18 protein-coding genes and 1 pseudogene are annotated in these 16,682 nt (G+C 71.7%); 1 reads left to right on the top strand and 18 read right to left on the bottom strand.

Features of this window, described 5'->3' with window-relative positions; genetic code table 11:
- From FHX53_RS13410 to FHX53_RS13370, 9 genes are all read right to left on the bottom strand, one after another.
- Positions 1-192, bottom strand: a 192-nt coding sequence (locus FHX53_RS13410; protein ID WP_246335742.1) for an NAD(P)-binding domain-containing protein, incomplete at its 3' end; no start/stop codon positions are given.
- Positions 189-1,283, bottom strand: coding sequence for a 3-hydroxyisobutyryl-CoA hydrolase (locus FHX53_RS13405; protein ID WP_182491910.1), 1,095 nt, complete (start codon positions 1,281-1,283; stop codon positions 189-191). The genes FHX53_RS13410 and FHX53_RS13405, both read right to left, overlap by 4 nt.
- A complete protein-coding gene (locus FHX53_RS13400) occupies positions 1,280-2,458 on the bottom strand; it encodes an acyl-CoA dehydrogenase family protein (RefSeq protein ID WP_246335741.1) in 1,179 nt (392 codons plus the stop codon). Before FHX53_RS13400 ends, FHX53_RS13405 begins: the two co-directional genes overlap by 4 nt.
- Positions 2,455-3,378 carry a cytochrome b/b6 domain-containing protein gene (locus tag FHX53_RS13395; protein ID WP_182491909.1) on the bottom strand — a complete coding sequence of 308 codons (924 nt, stop codon included), beginning with the start codon at positions 3,376-3,378 and terminating at the stop codon, positions 2,455-2,457. The genes FHX53_RS13400 and FHX53_RS13395 overlap by 4 nt, the downstream gene beginning before the upstream one ends.
- 6 nt (positions 3,379-3,384) lie before the next feature.
- Positions 3,385-4,353, bottom strand: a complete 969-nt coding sequence (locus FHX53_RS13390; RefSeq protein ID WP_182491908.1) for an electron transfer flavoprotein subunit alpha/FixB family protein — start codon at positions 4,351-4,353, stop codon at positions 3,385-3,387.
- 9 nt (positions 4,354-4,362) lie between these two features.
- Entirely contained in the window at positions 4,363-5,157 is a 795-nt protein-coding gene (locus FHX53_RS13385) for an electron transfer flavoprotein subunit beta/FixA family protein (RefSeq protein ID WP_182491907.1), read from the bottom strand.
- A gap of 124 nt (positions 5,158-5,281) precedes the next feature.
- Positions 5,282-5,929, bottom strand: coding sequence for an alpha/beta hydrolase (locus FHX53_RS13380; protein ID WP_182491906.1), 648 nt, complete (start codon positions 5,927-5,929; stop codon positions 5,282-5,284).
- Positions 5,926-6,855: a VOC family protein gene (locus FHX53_RS13375; protein WP_182491905.1), complete on the bottom strand. Its 930-nt coding sequence runs from the start codon at positions 6,853-6,855 to the stop codon at positions 5,926-5,928. The genes FHX53_RS13380 and FHX53_RS13375 overlap by 4 nt, the downstream gene beginning before the upstream one ends.
- Positions 6,852-7,430, bottom strand: a complete 579-nt coding sequence (locus FHX53_RS13370) for an NADPH-dependent F420 reductase (RefSeq protein ID WP_182491904.1) — start codon at positions 7,428-7,430, stop codon at positions 6,852-6,854. Before FHX53_RS13370 ends, FHX53_RS13375 begins: the two co-directional genes overlap by 4 nt.
- Before the next feature lie 99 nt (positions 7,431-7,529).
- Between FHX53_RS13370 and FHX53_RS13365 the strand changes: the two genes are divergently transcribed.
- On the top strand, positions 7,530-8,066 hold the full coding sequence (locus FHX53_RS13365; RefSeq protein ID WP_182491903.1) for a MarR family winged helix-turn-helix transcriptional regulator: 537 nt from the start codon (positions 7,530-7,532) through the stop codon (positions 8,064-8,066).
- 80 nt (positions 8,067-8,146) lie between these two features.
- On the opposite strand, the gene FHX53_RS13360 is transcribed toward FHX53_RS13365, so the two are convergent.
- From FHX53_RS13360 to FHX53_RS13320, 9 genes and pseudogenes are all read right to left on the bottom strand, one after another.
- Positions 8,147-9,058 (bottom strand): alpha/beta hydrolase fold domain-containing protein, encoded by a 912-nt coding sequence (locus FHX53_RS13360; RefSeq protein ID WP_182491902.1) that lies wholly within the window; start codon positions 9,056-9,058, stop codon positions 8,147-8,149.
- A 94-nt stretch (positions 9,059-9,152) separates the two neighbouring features.
- Positions 9,153-9,935: a glucosamine-6-phosphate deaminase gene (gene nagB, locus FHX53_RS13355; RefSeq protein WP_182491901.1), complete on the bottom strand. Its 783-nt coding sequence runs from the start codon at positions 9,933-9,935 to the stop codon at positions 9,153-9,155.
- Positions 9,923-10,630: an N-acetylmannosamine-6-phosphate 2-epimerase gene (locus FHX53_RS13350; protein WP_182491900.1), complete on the bottom strand. Its 708-nt coding sequence runs from the start codon at positions 10,628-10,630 to the stop codon at positions 9,923-9,925. The genes nagB and FHX53_RS13350 overlap by 13 nt, the downstream gene beginning before the upstream one ends.
- On the bottom strand, positions 10,627-11,589 hold the full coding sequence (locus FHX53_RS13345; protein ID WP_182491899.1) for an ROK family protein: 963 nt from the start codon (positions 11,587-11,589) through the stop codon (positions 10,627-10,629). The genes FHX53_RS13350 and FHX53_RS13345 overlap by 4 nt, the downstream gene beginning before the upstream one ends.
- Positions 11,586-12,536, bottom strand: a complete 951-nt coding sequence (locus FHX53_RS13340) for a dihydrodipicolinate synthase family protein (RefSeq protein WP_182491898.1) — start codon at positions 12,534-12,536, stop codon at positions 11,586-11,588. The genes FHX53_RS13345 and FHX53_RS13340 overlap by 4 nt, the downstream gene beginning before the upstream one ends.
- A gap of 33 nt (positions 12,537-12,569) precedes the next feature.
- Positions 12,570-13,400, bottom strand: coding sequence for an ABC transporter ATP-binding protein (locus FHX53_RS13335; RefSeq protein ID WP_182491897.1), 831 nt, complete (start codon positions 13,398-13,400; stop codon positions 12,570-12,572).
- Complete coding sequence (locus FHX53_RS13330) at positions 13,397-15,421, bottom strand: dipeptide/oligopeptide/nickel ABC transporter permease/ATP-binding protein (RefSeq protein ID WP_182491896.1); 2,025 nt, start codon at positions 15,419-15,421, stop codon at positions 13,397-13,399. Before FHX53_RS13330 ends, FHX53_RS13335 begins: the two co-directional genes overlap by 4 nt.
- Position 15,422: 1 nt before the next feature.
- Positions 15,423-16,379, bottom strand: coding sequence for an ABC transporter permease (locus FHX53_RS13325; RefSeq protein WP_182491516.1), 957 nt, complete (start codon positions 16,377-16,379; stop codon positions 15,423-15,425).
- 87 nt (positions 16,380-16,466) lie between these two features.
- Positions 16,467-16,682, bottom strand: a pseudogene (locus FHX53_RS13320) (ABC transporter substrate-binding protein); the annotation flags it as partial.

Here is a 16,682-nt window from a genome sequence, read left to right as displayed (position 1 = left end):
CACGCCGGCCTCGCGCGCGTGGGCGACGGCCTCGGCCGAGAGGTCGAAGCCACGCACGTCGACGCCCGCGCGCGCGAGGTTCGCCGCCATCGGCGCTCCCATGTGCCCGAGCCCGATGAACGCGACCGGACCCGCGGCCGCCGGACCGCTCGCCGTCTCGCCGACCGCGCCGGATGCTCCCTGCTGGTTCATACCGCCTCCCACTCCCCCGTGCCGAATCTGACCCGCTCCGCCTCATCGAGCGGGGCGAGCGCCGCCTCGACCGCGGCCGGACCGACCTCGGCGAGCGTCGGCGGGCTCCACCGCGGCGAGCGGTCCTTATCGATGACCTGCGCGCGCACGCCCTCGGCGAAGTCGGGCGCCGCGAGCGCGCGCAGCGCGGCGCGGAACTCGAGCGCGAGCGCCTCCTCGAGCGACCCCGCGCGCGCGGAGCGGCGCAGCGCGGCCAGCGTCACCGCGATCGCGCTGGGCGAGCGGGCGGCGAGAGCGTCAGCGGCGGCGAGCGCCGCCTCGTGACCGGATGCCCGCATCCGCTCGATCATGACGCCCGCGTCGTCTCCGGCGTACGCGGCATCGATCCACGCGCGCTCGTCGGCGAGCGAGCCCGCGCCCGCCGGCTCGGCGAACTCGGCGATCGTCGCGTCCACCGCGGCCGTCGCGTCGCTCTCGACGGCCGGGTCGCGCAGCCCCAGCGCGGCGACGAGCTCGCCGAGGTTGCGGCTCGGCACGCGCACGTCGGCGAGCCCGACGGCGATCGCATCGTCAGGCCCGATCATCGCGCCCGTGAGGGCGAGGTGGGTGCCGAGCTGGCCGGGTGCGTGCGACAGCAGCCAGGTGCCGCCGACGTCGGGGATGAAGCCGATGCCGGTCTCGGGCATGCCGATGCGCGAGCGCTCGGTCACCACGCGGTGCGAGCCGTGCGCCGAGATGCCGACGCCGCCGCCGAGCACGATGCCGTCCATGAGGGCGATGTAGGGCTTCGGGTAGCGGGCGATCGCGGCGTTGAGGCGGTACTCGTCGCCCCAGAAGGCGGCCGCTGCGGCTCCTCCGCCGGGGCGCGCGTCGGCGTGCAGGGAGACGATGTCGCCGCCCGCGCACAGACCGCGCTCGCCCGCGCCGACGACGGCGACGGCGAGTACGTCGTCGCGTGCCGCCCACTCGTCGAGTGCGCCGCGCATCATGACGACCATGCCCTGCGTGAGCGCGTTGAGCGCCTTCGGTCGGTTGAGGGTCAGCAGCCCGAGCGAGCCGCGCACCTCGACACGCAGCTCCGGCTCGCTCACGAGACCTTCTCGAGCACGCTGCGGCCGATGATGAGCTTCATGATCTCGTTCGTGCCCTCCAGGATCTGGTGCACGCGGAGGTCGCGCACGACCTTCTCGATACCGTACTCGGCGAGGTAGCCGTAGCCGCCGTGCAGCTGCAGGGCGGCGTTCGCGGCCGTGAAGGCGACGTCGGTCGCGAATCGCTTCGCCATCGCGCAGTGCGCGGCGACGTCGGGATGCCCGCTGTCGATCGACTGCGCGGCGCTGCGGAGGAGCAGGCGGGCGGCCTGCAGTTCCGTCTCCATGTCGGCGATCGTGAACACGAGCGACTGCTGGCTCGACAGCGGCGCCCCGAATGCGTGCCGGGTCGAGATGTGCCGCACCGCGCGGTCGAGGGCCCACTGCGCGCCGCCGAGCGAGCACGCGGCGATGTTGAGGCGACCGCCGTTGAGCGCCTTCATCGCCATCGAGAAGCCCTCGCCCTCGTCACCCAGCCGGTCGGCGGCGGGCACGCGCACACCGTCGAGGATGACGGGGCGCGTGGGCTGGGCGTTCCAGCCCATCTTGACCTCGTTGGGCCCGAACGAGAGCCCGGGGGCGTCGGCCGGAACGATGAACGCCGTGATGCCTGCCGGCCCCGCCTCGCCCGTGCGGGCCATGACGATGTAGACATGGGTGCTGCCCGCGCCGGAGATGAACTGCTTCACACCGGTGAGGACGTAGTCGTCGCCGTCGCGCACGGCGCGTGTGGCGAGGGCTCCGGCGTCGGAGCCCGCGTCGGGCTCGGTGAGGCAGTAGCTTCCGAGGTGCTCCATGCTCGCGAGCTTCGGCACCCAGCGCTCGCGCTGGTCGTCGTCGCCGAAGGTGTCGATCATCCAGGCGACCATGTTGTGGATGGAGACGTAGGCGGCGATCGTGACGTCGCCCTTGGCGAGCTCCTCGAAGATGAGGGCGGCGTCGGCGCGCGTGAGCTCGGCGCCGCCGACGTCCTCCTGGACGTAGATGCCGCCGAAGCCCAGCTCACCGGCGGCGTGCAGCACGTCGAGCGGGAAGTGCTTCTCGCGATCCCACGCGATGGCGTGGGGCTCGAGCTCCTGCTGGGCGAAGTCGCGCACCATCTCGACGAGCGCCTGCTGCTCGTCGCTCAGGCCGTGGGCGGGCGCCGCCATGGGGGCGTCGTTGAGCAGGGTCATCGGGTGACCTTTCCGGTGAGGGAGGCGACGGGTCGCAGGAAGACGGGCCTGGTGAGGAACCACGCGGCGACCATGACGACGATCGAGCCGGCGAAGACGCCGAACCCGACCCACGAATCGTCGTCGCGCCCGGCGTACATGTGGTTGAGATTGCGCAGGGCGCCCGTCGAGAGCACGAGGGCGACATGGACGACGATGAACGCCAGGAAGACGAGCATGACCGGGAAGTGCACCGCGCGCGCCCACTCGATGGGGAAGGCGCGATTGAGGCGAGGCGCGTTCGCGGGCCACGCCCCGGACATCCGGAGGCCCGTGATGATGGCGAGCGGCGTGACGACGAAGACGATCGCGAAGTAGCTCAGCTGCTGGAGGCTGTTGTAGTTGACCCAGCCGTTCTCGACGGGCCAGTTCAGAGAGAGGTACTGCAGCAGCGCGGAGGCGGCGTTCGGCACGACCTCCCACGTGGTCGGCACGATGCGCACCCAGTGCCCGGTCGCGAAGGCGAGCACGAGGAAGACGATGCCGTTGAGCACCAGCAGCGCGTCAAGGGTCAGGTGCAGCCACAGCTCGAGCGTGATCTTCCTCGGCGGGTTCTTGGTGCGCAGGGGGCCGGAGTTGTTGCGCGTCCAGTGCCCGGCGGGGCGCTTCGCGGTGCGCACCTGCCACCCGGTGCGGATGATCAGCAGCAGGAACAGGCTCGACAGGAAGTGCGTCGCGTTGAGCCACACGGGCAGCCCGACCGGCGCGCCCTCGGGCAGCTCGGTCTCGCCGGGGTAGCGAGCGATGAGCTCCTGCACGGCGGGCAGCTCGCGCAGCGCGCGGGCGGCGATGACGAGCAGGGCGAGGCCGACGAGGGCGATGAGGATGCTCACCACGAGCTTCTTCGGAATGCGCGGCGCGCGGCCCTGGGTGGCGCTCATGCTCGCCTACCTCCGCGACTCGAGGGCCGACAGCAGCTGAGGCACGACCTGGAACACGTCGCCCACGATGCCGAAGTCGGCGACCTCGAAGATCGGCGCCGAGGCATCCGTGTTGATCGCGACGATCGTCTTCGCCGTCTGCATGCCGGCCTTGTGCTGGATCGCGCCGGAGATGCCGAGGGCGATGTAGAGGTCGGGCGCGACCGTCGTGCCGGTCTGGCCGACCTGCGCCGCGTGCTCGATGTAGCCCGCGTCGACGGCGGCGCGCGAGGCCCCGACGGCGCCGCCGAGCGCGTCGGCGAGCTGCTCGACGAGGGCGAACCTCTCGGGCGAGCCGAGCCCGCGACCGCCCGCGACGACGACCTTCGCGGTGCGCAGCTCAGGGCGGCCGGAGGGGCGCACGGGGGTCGACGACTCGATCGTGGCGGCGGCACCCGTGACCTCGACGGTCAGCGTCTCGACCGCGGGGGCGTCGACCGCGGCGGCGCGCGCATCGATCGCACCCTGCCGCACGGTGACGATCGGCAGCCCGCCCTCGACCGCGGAGGTCGTGGAGTACGCCCCGCCGAAGACCGAGTGGCTCGCGACGACGCGGTCGTCGTCGAGCGCGATGTCGACCGCGTCCCACGCGAGTGCGCCGCCGACGCGGACGGCGAGGCGCCCGGCGACGTCGCGGCTCTCGATCGAGTGGGCGAGCAGCACGACGCCGGGCTGCTCGCGCTCGATCGCGGCCGCGAGCGCCGAGACGTGCGGGGTCGCGATGACCGAGTCGACCTCGGGCGTCTCGGCGACGAGGACGCGCGCGGCACCGAGCGAGCCGAGCGCGGTGGCGAGATCGGCGGTGTCGGTGCCCGGCGCCACGGTCACTGCGGCGACGGGGTCGCCGAGAGCGGCGGCGGCGCCGAGCAGTCCAGCGGCCGAGTCGGCGGGAGCGCCGTCGGCGGTGAGCTCGATGTGGACGAGTGCGGTGGTCATGACTGGCTCCTAGACGAGTCGCTGGCCAGCGAGGCGGCGTTCGATCAAGAACGTCGCGAGCTGCGTGCCCGCGTCGCCCTCGTCGACGATGGGGTCGGCTCCGGTGCGGCCGGGGCGCTGCTCGCAGGTCAGCACGACGGAGGAGGCGCTCGAGCGCGACCCGGCGAGCGCGGGCTCGAGGTCGGCGAGCGAGTGGGAGGCGACGGGCTTCTTCTTCGCGCCCATGATGCCCTTGAATGACGGGAATCTCGGCTCGGGCATCCCCTCGGTGATCGACACGATCGCCGGCAGCGGGGCGCTCACGACGCTCGTCGCGGTCTCGGTCGCGCGCTCCCCGCGCACGCGGTCGCCCTCGATCGCGAGCTCGCTCACGAAGGTCAGGGCGGGCAGGCCCAGGTGCTCGGCGATCATCGCGGGGATCATGCCGCCGCGCCCGTCGGTCGACTCGTTGCCGGCGATGATGAGGTCGGCGCCCGCGTCGCGCAGCGCGGCGGCGAGGGTCGCGGCGGTCGTCATCGCGTCGGCCCCTGCGAGAGCGTCGTCGACGAGGTGGATGCCCGAATCGGCTCCCATGGAGAGCGCCTTCTTGATCGCGCCCGTCGATTCGCTCGGACCCATCGTGAGTGCGACGACCTCGATCGACTTGTCGCGGTCCTTGAGCGTGAGCGCGGCCTCGAGGGCCCGCTCGGTGATCTCGTCCACGACCCGTTCGCTCGCGGAGCGGTCGAGCCGCCCCGTATCGGGGTCGAGCACGCGCTCCTCCCAGGTGTCGGGGACGTGCTTGATCAGGACGATGATCCTCATGGGAACTCCCTCGTTCTGCGCTCTCGCGAGCGCGGCGCCTTGTGGGCGGGAGTCACGATACTCGGGCGGCAGAGGAAATGCTAGGGGTTCCTTGTATCTGGGCGAGTCGGGTCAGGCCGACACGTCACGGAGCGATCGCGCCGGCGCCGACTACCGCCCTCAGAAAGTCTCGGACCTCATCGAGCACCGCGATCGAGATGCCATGCCCCAAGCCGGGCACGAGCGTGGTGCGTGCCGTCGCGTGCTGACGGAGGAAGTTCTCCGTCCGCTGCACCGCTGCGTCCGTGATGACTCGATCCATATCCCCTCGGACCCACAACGCGCAGGGTCGCGTTCTCTGGAGTGCGGCATCGCCGATCTGCGCCGCGGTCTGGACGAACCCTGCGAGGATCACTGGTGCAAGCACCCTGTCGGGCCGAGTCCGCAGCAGCTGCGTCGTCATGAGTCCGCCCTGCGAGAATCCGATCGGCACGATCGGCGCAGTCGGCGGCACGTTCGCGTCGAGCCACTCCCACAGCGCGGCGGTCGCCGCTGCCACCGGCTCCTCCGCAGGATCGCCCGGCGTCGCGATGCGGAACCAGGCGGCCCCGGCGCCGAGATCGATCGGCGCGCGCACCGAGGCCCACGGCATCCGGAGGCCGAGGCCGCTGGCGAGGCTAACGAGATCCTGCTCGTGGGACCCGTATCCGTGAAGGAAGATCGCAACCGGCTGGCCCTCCGTACGACTCGACTCCCAATGCTGCGAGAGCACCGCCCTCAGTCGGGCACTCACCGCTCGGCCACTTCCTCGGCCGACGGGTCCGGCAGCGCCAGCGTCACGGAGGTTCCCCAGGGATCCGCCGTGGTCAGGGATCGTCCGTCGCTGGAGAAGGGGAGGGATCGCGCGCGAAGTCGCGCGCCCACGGCGTCGAGCTCCTGCTGATCGGGGACGGCGATGGATACGTCGCCGAGGCCGAGACTCGCCGCGCGTGGACCGGCTCCCCTGCTGTTCCACGTGTTCATGGCGATGTGATGGTGATACCCGCCCGCCGAAGCGAAGAGCGCCCCCGGGTATCCGGTCTGGGTGAGCTCGAATCCGAGCACGTCGATGTAGAACTCCCGTGCGACCGCGAGGTCGCCCACCTGGAGATGCACGTGCCCCACAGCCGCGGCCCGCGCGCTTCCGGCCTCGACGTCCTCCGAGCGGAGGTGCTGCTCGAGATAGGCGCGCGGATCCAGGAAGGCCGTCGCCATCTCGATCTGACCGTTCCGGTGCACCCACTCCTTCCGGTCCCGATCGCGGTAGAGCTCGATCCCGTTGCCCTCCGGATCGGTGAAGTAGAACGCCTCGCTGACGAGGTGATCGCTCGACCCGACGAAGCGACCGCGGGGGTGCCGTGACGCGCGGAACGCCGTCGCGGCGAGGCTCGCCTGGTCCTCCAGCAGGAACGCGGTGTGGAACAGACCGGGCTTCCGCGGGTCGACCAGCGGCAGTCCGGGGGTTCGAACGAGGCGGACGAGCGGGAGCGAGCCTCGCCCGAGGACTTTGTGGGCGACGCGACCCTGAGCGGACTCCACCTGAACGTCGAGCGCAAGAGCGCTCGCATAGAACTCGGTCATGCCGTCGAGATCACCGACGTGCAGGGTGACCGCGCCCATGGTCGTGGAGGGATGGAGAACGCGCTCGTGGGCCGAGACGGTGGCTGTCACTGTCGTCATCGGACGATGCCGAATCCACCGGTCCACGGCACCGACTCCGCCGCGGCGAGGGTGAGCTGCAGGAATCCGAGAGCCTCGAGCTCATGCGCGCGCGCGAGCGAGCCGGCGTCGATCGCGGCGATCCCCCCGGCCTGTACCGCCGCGATGAGGGAGGCCTTGGCGGCGCGGTCATCGCCTGCGACCAGCACCGTGGTGTCGAGCTCACCGATCCGACGGGTCTCGAGTGTCGCAGCGAAGGTGGTGTTGAACGCCTTGAGGACGGCACTGGATGGCAGTGCCGCCTGGATCTCGGCGGCCGCCGAGCTGCCGACCGGGACGACGAGCGAGTCGAAGGTCGCGAAGTCGAGCGGGTTGGTGATGTCGACGACGGTCCGGCCCTCGAGCTGTCCGCCGATGACGTCGATGATCGAGGCCACCGCGCCATAGGGGACAGCGAGGACCACGATGTCACCGGTGATCACCGCCGTAGCCAGGTCCTCCTGGGCCACCCGCTCCACGCGGGCGCCGCCGGACTCCAGGAGGCCTCCGACTGCTGTGCCCATGCTGCCGGTGCCGATGATGGTGAACGTGGTCATGATGCTCCCTGTCTGAAGACCCGCCGGTCGGATCATTACTTGTAGGTGCAACTATATATGCTGTTGGTTGTAGATGCAACCAACACGTATACTCAGGACATGAGCTCCCTCCAGCACGACGAGCGCGTCGCGGTCGCCCGGCTGCACGCGCTTCTCGAACTGCTCCCGACGGCGCTCGATCGGCACCTCGCGGGGCACGATCTCACCGCTTTCGAGTACACGCTTCTCGAGGCGCTGGACGAGGCGGAATTCGGCAGACTCCGACTGAGCGTCCTCGCGTCTCGGACGAATGCCACTCTGCCCCGGCTCTCCCGCGTGGCGACGGGCCTCGAGCGCCGTGGGCTCATCACTCGCGCCGCATGCGAAGAGGACGGCCGCGCGACGAACGCGGTCCTCACCGACGCCGGGCGCCGCATGGTCGATGCCGTCAGGCCGACCTACGAGGACGGCGTGCGATCTCTGATCCTCGGCGGACTCGATCCGACCGGGGTCGCGCAACTCGCCGACACGGCGTACGCGATCCTCGACCGCCTCGATCCCTCGCGTCGGTTCGCCGTGATCGCTGGGCGCCCCCCCGCCGACGCTCCTAGCGACGATGCTTCGTGTCCGGCAGACCCGCGACTCCCGGCAGCCTGAGCCTGCTCGCAACGGGACGCCTCACCCGAGCTCACGCGACTGGAGCCCTTCCGGTCGAGGATCACGACGATCCTCTGCACTCAGACCTCGCCGTCGAGGAGCCGCGCGAGCCAGTCGCGCCGGGCGGCGTGCGCGGCGATCGATGCGGCCGCCGACTCGTCCACGCAGTCGGAGGCGTGGAAGGCTCCCGACCAGACGTGCAGCTCGGCCCGGCCGCCGGCCGCCCACAGCGCCCCTGCGAAGTCGACGACGTCGTCGCGGAACAGCTCGGCCGAGCCGACGTCGAGGAAGGTCGGCGGCAGACCCTGGAGGTCGCGGCGCTCGGCGGGTGTCACCTCGGCCGTGCCGTCGAGGGCCGCATCCCATGCGGTGAGCGTGCTGCGCGCGCTCCAGGAGGGGTCGTCCGCGAACTGCCGCGCCGAGGCGCCCGAGCCCCTGCCGAGCATCGGGTGGATCAGCAGATGGCCGGCCAGTGGGATCCCGCGGTCGCGGCATGCGAGCATCGCGGCCGCCGCGAGCCCACCTCCTCCGCTCTGCCCGGCGAGCACGACCGGCGTACCCTCGCCCCGCGCATCGGATACCGCCCGGAGGACGGACCGCACCATCGCGTCGAGCCGCGCCTCGGGGGCGAGCGGGTACCCGAGCGACAGCACCTCGAGCGAGAGATCGGCGGCATGCCGCGCGACGACGTCGAGGCCGCTCTGTCGGGAGCCGGCGACGAGGCCTCCCCCGTGCAGGAAGACGACCCGCGCGCGAGGCGGTCGATCACCGCGCAGGATCGTCAGGGGGTCGCCGCCGCGGGTGACGCGCTCCTCGAGTCTCAGTCCGAGTCGCGCGGCGACTGCGGCCGCCGGCTCATCCCGAGGAGCGGCCGCGCGACGGTAGGCGAGGATGTCCGCCGTCGTCACGAGATCGGTGGGCAGCTCACGGGCGAGCGCGTCGAGCGACGGGCGAAGGCCCCGCGCGACGGGCACGGCCCCGCGGAGCCTCATGTCCTCCGAGCTCACTCAGGGTCGCGCGGCGAGGAAGCGACCACCACCGTCCTCCCCCGCCGCGCAGGCGCAGCGGCAGCCCGCCGGAGCGGGCTCACAGGCGCTGCCACGCCGGCTTGTTGTCGTACGTCCAGCGGAAGTACGAGGCGAGTTCGAGCCCCGATGCCGCCCCCTCGTCGACGAGGACGGTCGCGTGGGGGTGGAGCTGCAGGACGGTTGCGGGCCAGCGGGTGGAGATAGGACCCTCGACGAGCTGGCGCACGGCCTCCGCCTTCGCCTCGCCGCGCGCGATGAGGACCACGTGGCGGGCCTCCATGATCGTGCCCAATCCCTGCGTCAGGCAGTGGCGGGGCACCTCGGGCAGTCCTCCGTCGAAGAAGCGCGCGTTGTCGCGGCGGGTCTGCTCGGTGAGGGTCTTGACCCGGGTGCGCGAGGCGAGCGAGGAGCCCGGCTCGTTGAAGGCGATGTGGCCGTCGGTGCCGATGCCGAGGATCTGCAGGTCGACGCCGCCGGCGTCGGCGATGGCCGCTTCGTAGCGGGAGCACTCGGCGAGGAGGTCCGCGGCGGTCCCGTCCGGACCCCGGACGGCGCCGGGCGCGAAGTCGACGCGATCGACGAGCTCGGCGCGGATGACCGCGTCGTAGCTGCACGGGTGCCCGGCGGGGAGCCCGACGTACTCGTCGAGGGTGAAGCCGTGCGCCGCCGCGAAGCTCGTCCGCCCGCTCGCCACGCGCTCCGCGAGCGCGTCGTAGATACCGAGGGGCGACGAGCCGGTCGCAAGCCCGAGCACGGCCTCAGGGCGTCGGTCGAGCAGTTCGGCGATGGCGTCCGCGGCGAGCTCGGCGAGCTCGGCGGCGGGGGCGATCACGACCTCCATGTCGCACCTCCGTCCGAGCTCGCGTGATCGAGGGCCTCGACGAACCAGCCCGTGATCGTCGTGGGGTGCGTGATGGCCGTTCCGGCGCACACGGCATGGGCGCCGGCGAGAAGCGCCGCGGCCGCGTCGGCGGGCGAATGCACCCGCCCCTCGGCGACGACCGGACGATCACTTCGGGCGACGATGAGCTCGATGAGCTCGAGGTCGACCGAGTCGGTCCGAGGCCTCTCGCCCGTGTAGCCGGCGAGCGTGGTGCCGAGCAGGTGGGCGCCGGCGTCCTCGGCCGCGAGCGCGTCGTCGAGCGAGCCGCAGTCGGCCATGACGAGCACATCGATCCGGGCCGTGAGCTCCGCGATCGTCGCGGCGAGTGTGCGGCCGTCAGGGCGCGCCCGACGCGTGCCGTCGAGCGCGACGATCGACGCACCGCTCTCCGCGACCGCGATCGCATGGTCGAGCGTCGGCGTGATGACGACGGGGTCGCCGCCGTCCTTCCAGATCCCGATCACGGGAACCTCGAGGTCGCGTGCCGCGGCGATGTCGTCGGGGCCCTGCAGCCGCACGGCGCGGGCTCCTCCGATCACGGCCGCGCGGGCGATGCGCGCCATCGTCTCCGGGTCGCGCATGGGCTCGCCCGGGTAGGCCTGGCACGAGACGATGAGACCACCGCGCAGAGTCTCGATGATGTCGGAGCTCATGAGCTGATCCTTTCGAGCGCCGCCCACGCCGACCACGCCGCACCGAGAAGGCCCGCGTCGCCGCCGAGCTCCCCCGGCTCCGGAGCGAGCCCGGAGAGGGCGTGGATGCGCTCGGCGAGGAAGCCCGCCGACATGGCAGACCACCACCGCGGTCCGGCACCGGTGACCCCGCCGAGCAGGACGACGCGCTCGGGGTCGAGCAGAGCGGCGGCACCCGCGAGGGCGCGGCCGACCGCGGTCGCCGAGCCCTCCAGGGCGCGGATCGCGCGCTCGTCGCCGCGCTCGGCGGCCTCGGCGACGCCGCGAGCCGTGCGGATCGCGGGCTCTCCCCCGAGAGAGACGAAGTGAGCGACCACCCCGGGGCCGGAGCCGATCGCCTCGAGATGGCCGGAGCGCCCGCACGTGCACGCGAGGTGCTCCGCGCCGGGAACGGGCACGTGCCCGATGTCGCCGGCGACGTGCCGCGCGCCGCGGTGGACGCTCCCGTCGAGCACGATCGCCCCCCCGACGCCCGTCCCGACGGCGACGACGAGGGCCGATGCGGCGCCGCGAGCGGCGCCGTACCGCGACTCGCCCAGCGCGTGGGCGTCGACGTCGTTCTGCACCTCGACGACGACGGGACCGTCGCCGCCGAGCAGGCCACCCATCCGCTGGGCGACGAGGTCGGCGAGCGGCGTGCCCGTCCAGTCGCGGAAGGTGTCGGTCGAGCCGATGATGCGGCCCGCGGCGACATCCACCACGCCCGCGGTTCCGATGCCGATACCAAGCGCGCGCGCGCCGGGTAGGGCGGAGCGGAGCTGCTGCGCGAGGTCCGCGATCACGGAGACCACAGCATCCGGCCCTTCATCGGCGCGCGTCGCGGCCAGCGACGACGCGAGGATCGAACCGTCGCGGTCGACGAGCGCCGCCGCCGTCTTCGTGCCGCCGATGTCGACGGCGAGCACCGCCTCGGAGGTCATACCGCCGTGACCGCCAGCAGGCCGGTCGAGGCGAGGACGGCACGGATGCGCTCGATCGCCTCGCCCTCGATCGCCGCCACGGGGAAGGCCATGGTCGCTGAGTCGATGAGGCCGAGCGCCGCCATCGCGGCCTTGAACGCGCCGACGCCAGCGGCGTCCGGGCTCAGGCCCGAGGTCTGGAAGACGATCTCGAAGACGCGGTTGAGGCGCTCCTGCTCGGCGCGAGCCGTGGCCCAGTCGCTGCTGCGGACCGCCGCCCAGAGCCGGACGTAGCCCGCGGCATCCACGTTCGCGAGGCCGGGGACGACGCCGTCCGCGCCGGCGAGGCCCATCGCGTCGACGACGACCTCGTGGCCGGTGAGCACCTGGAGGGGGTGCCCGGCAGCATCGTTGGCGGCGATGAGGCGGCGGAAGCCGACGTCGTCGCCGGAGGAGTCCTTGACCCCCGCGATCACGCCCTCGGAGCCGAGCCCGACGAGCAGGTCGGTCGAGAGCTTGGAGTGGACGCGCACCGGCACGTCGTAAGCCCACAGGGGCACGTCGATCGCGCTCGCGATGCGACGGAAGTGGTCAGCCGTCTCGGCCGGGCTGTTGAGGGCGTAGAGCGGGGCGGTCGTGACGACTGCATCGGCCCCCGCACGCGCCAGCCGGCCGGCGGTCTGCGCGATGCGGCTCGCCGTGAGCTCGATGGCCCCCGCGATGATCGGGACGCGACCATCGGCGGCCGACAGGATCGTGCGGAGGATGGCGACCCGGTCGTCGTCCGTGAAGTAGGCGGTCTCGCCCGTCGAGCCGAGCGCGAAGAGGCCGTCGACCCCGGCGGAGACCAGCGAGTCGACGAAGCGCTCGAGGCTCGCGTGGTCGATCTCGCCGTTCTTGGCGAGGGGTGTGACGACGGGAGGGACGACGCCGGAGAAGAGGCGAGGGGCGGAGGCGGTGAGGGTCATGGGGCGTCTTTCATCGAGGATCGAGCGGCGCGGTCAGGCGCGCACGGAGGGTGCGAGGAGGGAGGGTGCGGCCGCGAGCAGCGTTCGCGTGTAAGGGTCGGTGGGGGCGCCGAAGACCGCGGCCGCGGGCCCCGACTCGACGATCCGGCCCTTGTTCATCACGGCGATCTCGTCAGAGAGGTAGCGGACGGTCTGGATGTCGTGGGAGATGAACACCATGCCGAGGCCGAGCTCGTTCTTCAGATCGGTGAGGAGGTTGAGGATCTGCGCGCGGACGGAGACGTCGAGCGCCGAAGTCGGCTCGTCGGCGACGATCACCTGCGGCTCGAGCGCGAGCGCGCGCGCGATCGCGACGCGCTGCCGCTGCCCGCCCGAGAGCTGGCCGGGCAGAGCGTCGAGGGTCGACGTGGGGAGCCCGACCATCGAGATGAGGCGCCGGACGCGCTCCTCCCGCTCGGCGCGGTTGCCGATGCGGTGCACCTCGAGCGGATCGATGAGGGCGTCGCGGATGAGCATGCGTGCGTTGAGCGCGGTCGCCGGGTCCTGGAAGACGACGGAGACGATGCGGCCGAGACGCCGGCGGACAGGGGCGGTGAATCGACGCACCACCTCGTCGCCGATGACGACCTCGCCCGACGTGGGCTTCTCGAGGCCAATGAGCACCTTCGCGCTCGTCGACTTCCCCGAGCCCGACTCGCCGACGATGCCGAGCGTCTGCCCGCGGCGTACCGTGAACGAGACCCCGTCGAGCGCCGTGACGATGCGCTTGCGGAAGATCGTGGACGCGCGCGAGCGGTACTCGACGCGGACGTCGCGGAGCTCGATGACGGAACGGCCGTCATCTCGCGGGGCGAGGCTGCTCATGAGAGGGCTCCTTCACGTCGAGCGGGGGCATCGTCGGGATGCGCGGCGTAGTAGTGGTCGGTTCCCTCGACCCGCAGCATCACGGGCGTGACGTCGCGCATCCGACCCGGATCGCTCGACCGCGGAGCGAACCGGTCGCCTGTCGGGAAGTCGCGCGGCGACGGAACCGCTCCGGGCACCTGGTGGAGGCGGCCGGAGCCGGCCTCGATCGACAGCACGGCGCCGAGCAGCCCGCGCGTGTACTCGTGCATCGGCTGGGTCAGGAGCTCGGTCGCAGTGCCCTGCTCGACAACCTGGCCCGCGTACATGACGGTGATGCGGTGCGCGAGCTCGGCGACGAGCGCGAGGTCGTGCGAGACGAAGAGCATGGCGAAGCCGAGCTCATCCCGGAGACGGTTGAGCAGCTCAATCACCTGCGCCTGAACGGTCACGTCGAGCGCCGTCGTGGGCTCGTCGGCGATCACGAGACGCGGGTCGCGAGTGAGAGCCATGGCGATGAGTACGCGCTGGCGCTGGCCTCCGGAGAGCTCGTGCGGGTACGACGCGAGCGTGCGCTTCGGGTCGAGGCCCACGAGCTCGAGGAGCTCCTCGGCGCTGCGAGTGCCGCCGCGCGAGGTGAGCTGCGCCATCTGCGACCGGATGAGCATCGCGGGGTTGAGCGAACTCAGGGCGTCCTGGTAGACCATCGCGAGGTCATGGCCGAGCAGCGCCTGGCGTTCGGCGACGGGCATCGTCAGCAGGTCGCGCCCGTCGAAGAGCACCTCGCCGCGGATTCGGGCACGCGGGTCGAGAAGGCCCATGATCGCGAGCGAGGTGATCGACTTGCCGCAGCCGGACTCGCCGACGAGCGCCATCGTCTCGGAAGGCCGAACGGTGAAGCTCACTCGGTCGACGACGTCGACGTCGCCGTGGCGCGGGAACGAGATCGACAGATCGCGCACCTCCAGCAGCGGGGGCGCATCGGGGACGGGCGCGAGGCGGTCGGTGCGCTCAAGCTCCCGAACGCGGAGGGCCTCCAGCCGTCGCTCGAGCGGCACTGCCGAGGTCGTCACGGGGATGGCCGCGGTGACGTCGGGGATGCTCCCGGGCGCGGCGTCGGCGGCCTCGGCGACCTCCTCGACGGTCTCGGCGGGCGCGATGCCGGTCGCGGCGGACTCGGGACCGGAGCCCTTCGCGCGCGGGGCGAGCATCGCATCCGTCATGCCCTCGGAGAGGATGTTGAGGCAGAGGACGGTGATCAGGATCAGCAGGCCGGGGAAGAAGGTCGCCCACCAGTAGCCGCTCATGACCAGGTTGCGGCCGGCGGCGATGACGTTGCCCCACGACGGCTCGGGGTCGGGGACTCCGGCCTGGATGAACGACAGCGAGGCCTCGAACACGATCGCGTCGGCCACGAGGACGGTCGAGAAGACGAGCACCGGCGCGATGCTGTTGCGGGCGACGTGCCGCACGATGATGCGCGGCGTCGAGGCGCCCATGACCCGGACTGCCGAGACGTAGTCCTCGCCGTACTGATCGAGGATGTTCGCGCGGACGATCCGTGTGAGCTGCGGCGTGTAGAGGAACGCGATCACGAAGACGAGCACCGAAAGCGACTGGCCGAACACCGCGACGAACACGGCGGCGAGTGCGATGCCGGGGAACGACATGACGATGTCGAGAACGCGCATGAGGGTCTCGGAGATCCAGCGGGGGGCGGTCGCGGCGATCGTTCCGAGCACTGCTGCCGCGGCGAGCGCCGCGAGCGTCGCCGCGAGTCCAATGACGAGCGAGTACCGGGCACCGTGGATCAGCCGGGAGAGGATGTCGCGGCCTTGGCGGTCGGTGCCGAACCAGTGCTCGGCGCTCGGCGGGAGCACCGGGGTGCCCGACGCGAGAGGGTCGTATGGGGCGAGGACGGGAGCGAAGACCGCAGCGAGCGCGACGACGGCGAAAATCGCGAGGGCGATGCGGGATCCGAGCGGGAGGGCGCGGAGGCGGAGCCCGGGGGCGGAGAGTCGTTCAGTCAGTGAGCGTCGCATGTCATACCGATCGGATGCGCGGGTTGATGAGGACGTAGAGGAGGTCGACGATGACGTTGATCACGACGAAGGCGAGGGCCACGACGAGAGTCACGCCCTGCACGAGGTTCGGCTCGTTGTTCGTCACGCCGTTGAGGATGAGCGTGCCCATCCCGGGGAGGGCGAAGATGATCTCGATCACGACGGCGCCGCCGATGAGGTAGCCGATGCGGAGGCCGAGCACGGTGACGGGGGTGATGAGCGCGTTGCGGAGAACGTTGCGGCCGATCACGATGACGCGGGGCACACCAGCACCGAGGGCGGTGCGGACGTAGTCGCGATCGAGTTCCTCGACCATCGCGCTGCGCACCACCCGGGAGAGCTGCCCGATCACGGGCACTGCGAGCGCCAGTGCGGGGAGGGCCATGCGGGCGAGCCAGCCGCCCGGATCCTCCGTGAGCGGCGGCAGGGCGCCGGACGCCGGGAGGACGTTCAGCTGCAGCGTGAAGAGCTGGATGAGCAGGACGGCGAGCCAGAAGGACGGGGTCGACAGCGAAGCAATAGACACGAGCCGGATGAGCTGGTCGGGCCAGCGGTCGCGGAAGACCGCGGCGATGATGCCGAGGAGCGTGGCGCCGAGGACTGCGATGAGCAGGCCGAGGAAGGTGAGCTGGATGGTGATCGGGAAGGCGCGTGCGACCTCGTCGAGCACGGGGAGCTGGCGGGCCGAGTAGGTGCCGATGTCGCCCTGGAGGAGACCGCCGAGAAACGCGATGTAGCGGACGAGCAGCGGGTCGTCGAGTCCGAGGGCGTCGCGGTAGGCCTGGCGGTCTTCGAGGGAGGAGCTCTCGCCGAGCGCGGTGATCGCGGGGTCGACCTTCGAGAAAGACATGACGACGAAGACGAGGAACGTGATGCCCAGCACCATCACGGGGAGCTGGAGCAGTCGTCGCCCGACCAGCTGGAACGTGGCAGTCATCGTCGACTCCTTTCAGATGCGATCCGGTAGCGGATCAGCGAAGGGGACCCGGGGAGGACGGCGCTGCCGCCCTCCCCGGGGAGGTGCCTAGTCCGTGACGCCGACGTCGAGGAACGACAGTCCGGTTGTCGGGACCGGAGCGAAGCCGACGAGCCGTTCGGCATCCCACGCGGCGGGGAGCTGACGGTGGAACAGGGGGTAGAGCACCGCCTGCTCCGCGAGGATGTCGAAGGCCTCGCCCCACGCGGCCTTCTGCTCGTCGCCGGTCAGGCGGACGGCCTCATCGAGGGTCGCCGAGAGGGA

Origin of the sequence: Microcella alkalica, assembly GCF_014137945.1 — a bacterium.
In the GTDB taxonomy this organism is placed as follows: Bacteria; Actinomycetota; Actinomycetes; order Actinomycetales; family Microbacteriaceae; genus Microcella; species Microcella alkalica.
The sequence above is the reverse complement of the archived record's forward strand: the minus strand, read 5'-3'. Positions and strand labels throughout refer to the sequence as shown.

What these genes read in the sequence shown, in the direction of transcription:
- FHX53_RS13400 (WP_246335741.1), bottom strand. Translation starts at nt 2,458, where the DNA reads ATGACCCTGCTCAACGACGCCCCCATGGCGGCGCCCGCCCACGGCCTG.
- FHX53_RS13395 (WP_182491909.1), bottom strand. Translation starts at nt 3,378, where the DNA reads ATGAGCGCCACCCAGGGCCGCGCGCCGCGCATTCCGAAGAAGCTCGTG.
- FHX53_RS13390 (WP_182491908.1), bottom strand. Translation starts at nt 4,353, where the DNA reads ATGACCACCGCACTCGTCCACATCGAGCTCACCGCCGACGGCGCTCCC.
- FHX53_RS13385 (WP_182491907.1), bottom strand. Translation starts at nt 5,157, where the DNA reads ATGAGGATCATCGTCCTGATCAAGCACGTCCCCGACACCTGGGAGGAG.
- FHX53_RS13375 (WP_182491905.1), bottom strand. Translation starts at nt 6,855, where the DNA reads ATGACGACAGTGACAGCCACCGTCTCGGCCCACGAGCGCGTTCTCCAT.
- FHX53_RS13370 (WP_182491904.1), bottom strand. Translation starts at nt 7,430, where the DNA reads ATGACCACGTTCACCATCATCGGCACCGGCAGCATGGGCACAGCAGTC.
- FHX53_RS13365 (WP_182491903.1), top strand. Translation starts at nt 7,530, where the DNA reads ATGAGCTCCCTCCAGCACGACGAGCGCGTCGCGGTCGCCCGGCTGCAC.
- FHX53_RS13360 (WP_182491902.1), bottom strand. Translation starts at nt 9,058, where the DNA reads ATGAGGCTCCGCGGGGCCGTGCCCGTCGCGCGGGGCCTTCGCCCGTCG.
- nagB (WP_182491901.1), bottom strand. Translation starts at nt 9,935, where the DNA reads ATGGAGGTCGTGATCGCCCCCGCCGCCGAGCTCGCCGAGCTCGCCGCG.
- FHX53_RS13350 (WP_182491900.1), bottom strand. Translation starts at nt 10,630, where the DNA reads ATGAGCTCCGACATCATCGAGACTCTGCGCGGTGGTCTCATCGTCTCG.
- FHX53_RS13345 (WP_182491899.1), bottom strand. Translation starts at nt 11,589, where the DNA reads ATGACCTCCGAGGCGGTGCTCGCCGTCGACATCGGCGGCACGAAGACG.
- FHX53_RS13340 (WP_182491898.1), bottom strand. Translation starts at nt 12,536, where the DNA reads ATGACCCTCACCGCCTCCGCCCCTCGCCTCTTCTCCGGCGTCGTCCCT.
- FHX53_RS13335 (WP_182491897.1), bottom strand. Translation starts at nt 13,400, where the DNA reads ATGAGCAGCCTCGCCCCGCGAGATGACGGCCGTTCCGTCATCGAGCTC.
- FHX53_RS13330 (WP_182491896.1), bottom strand. Translation starts at nt 15,421, where the DNA reads ATGCGACGCTCACTGACTGAACGACTCTCCGCCCCCGGGCTCCGCCTC.
- FHX53_RS13325 (WP_182491516.1), bottom strand. Translation starts at nt 16,379, where the DNA reads ATGACTGCCACGTTCCAGCTGGTCGGGCGACGACTGCTCCAGCTCCCC.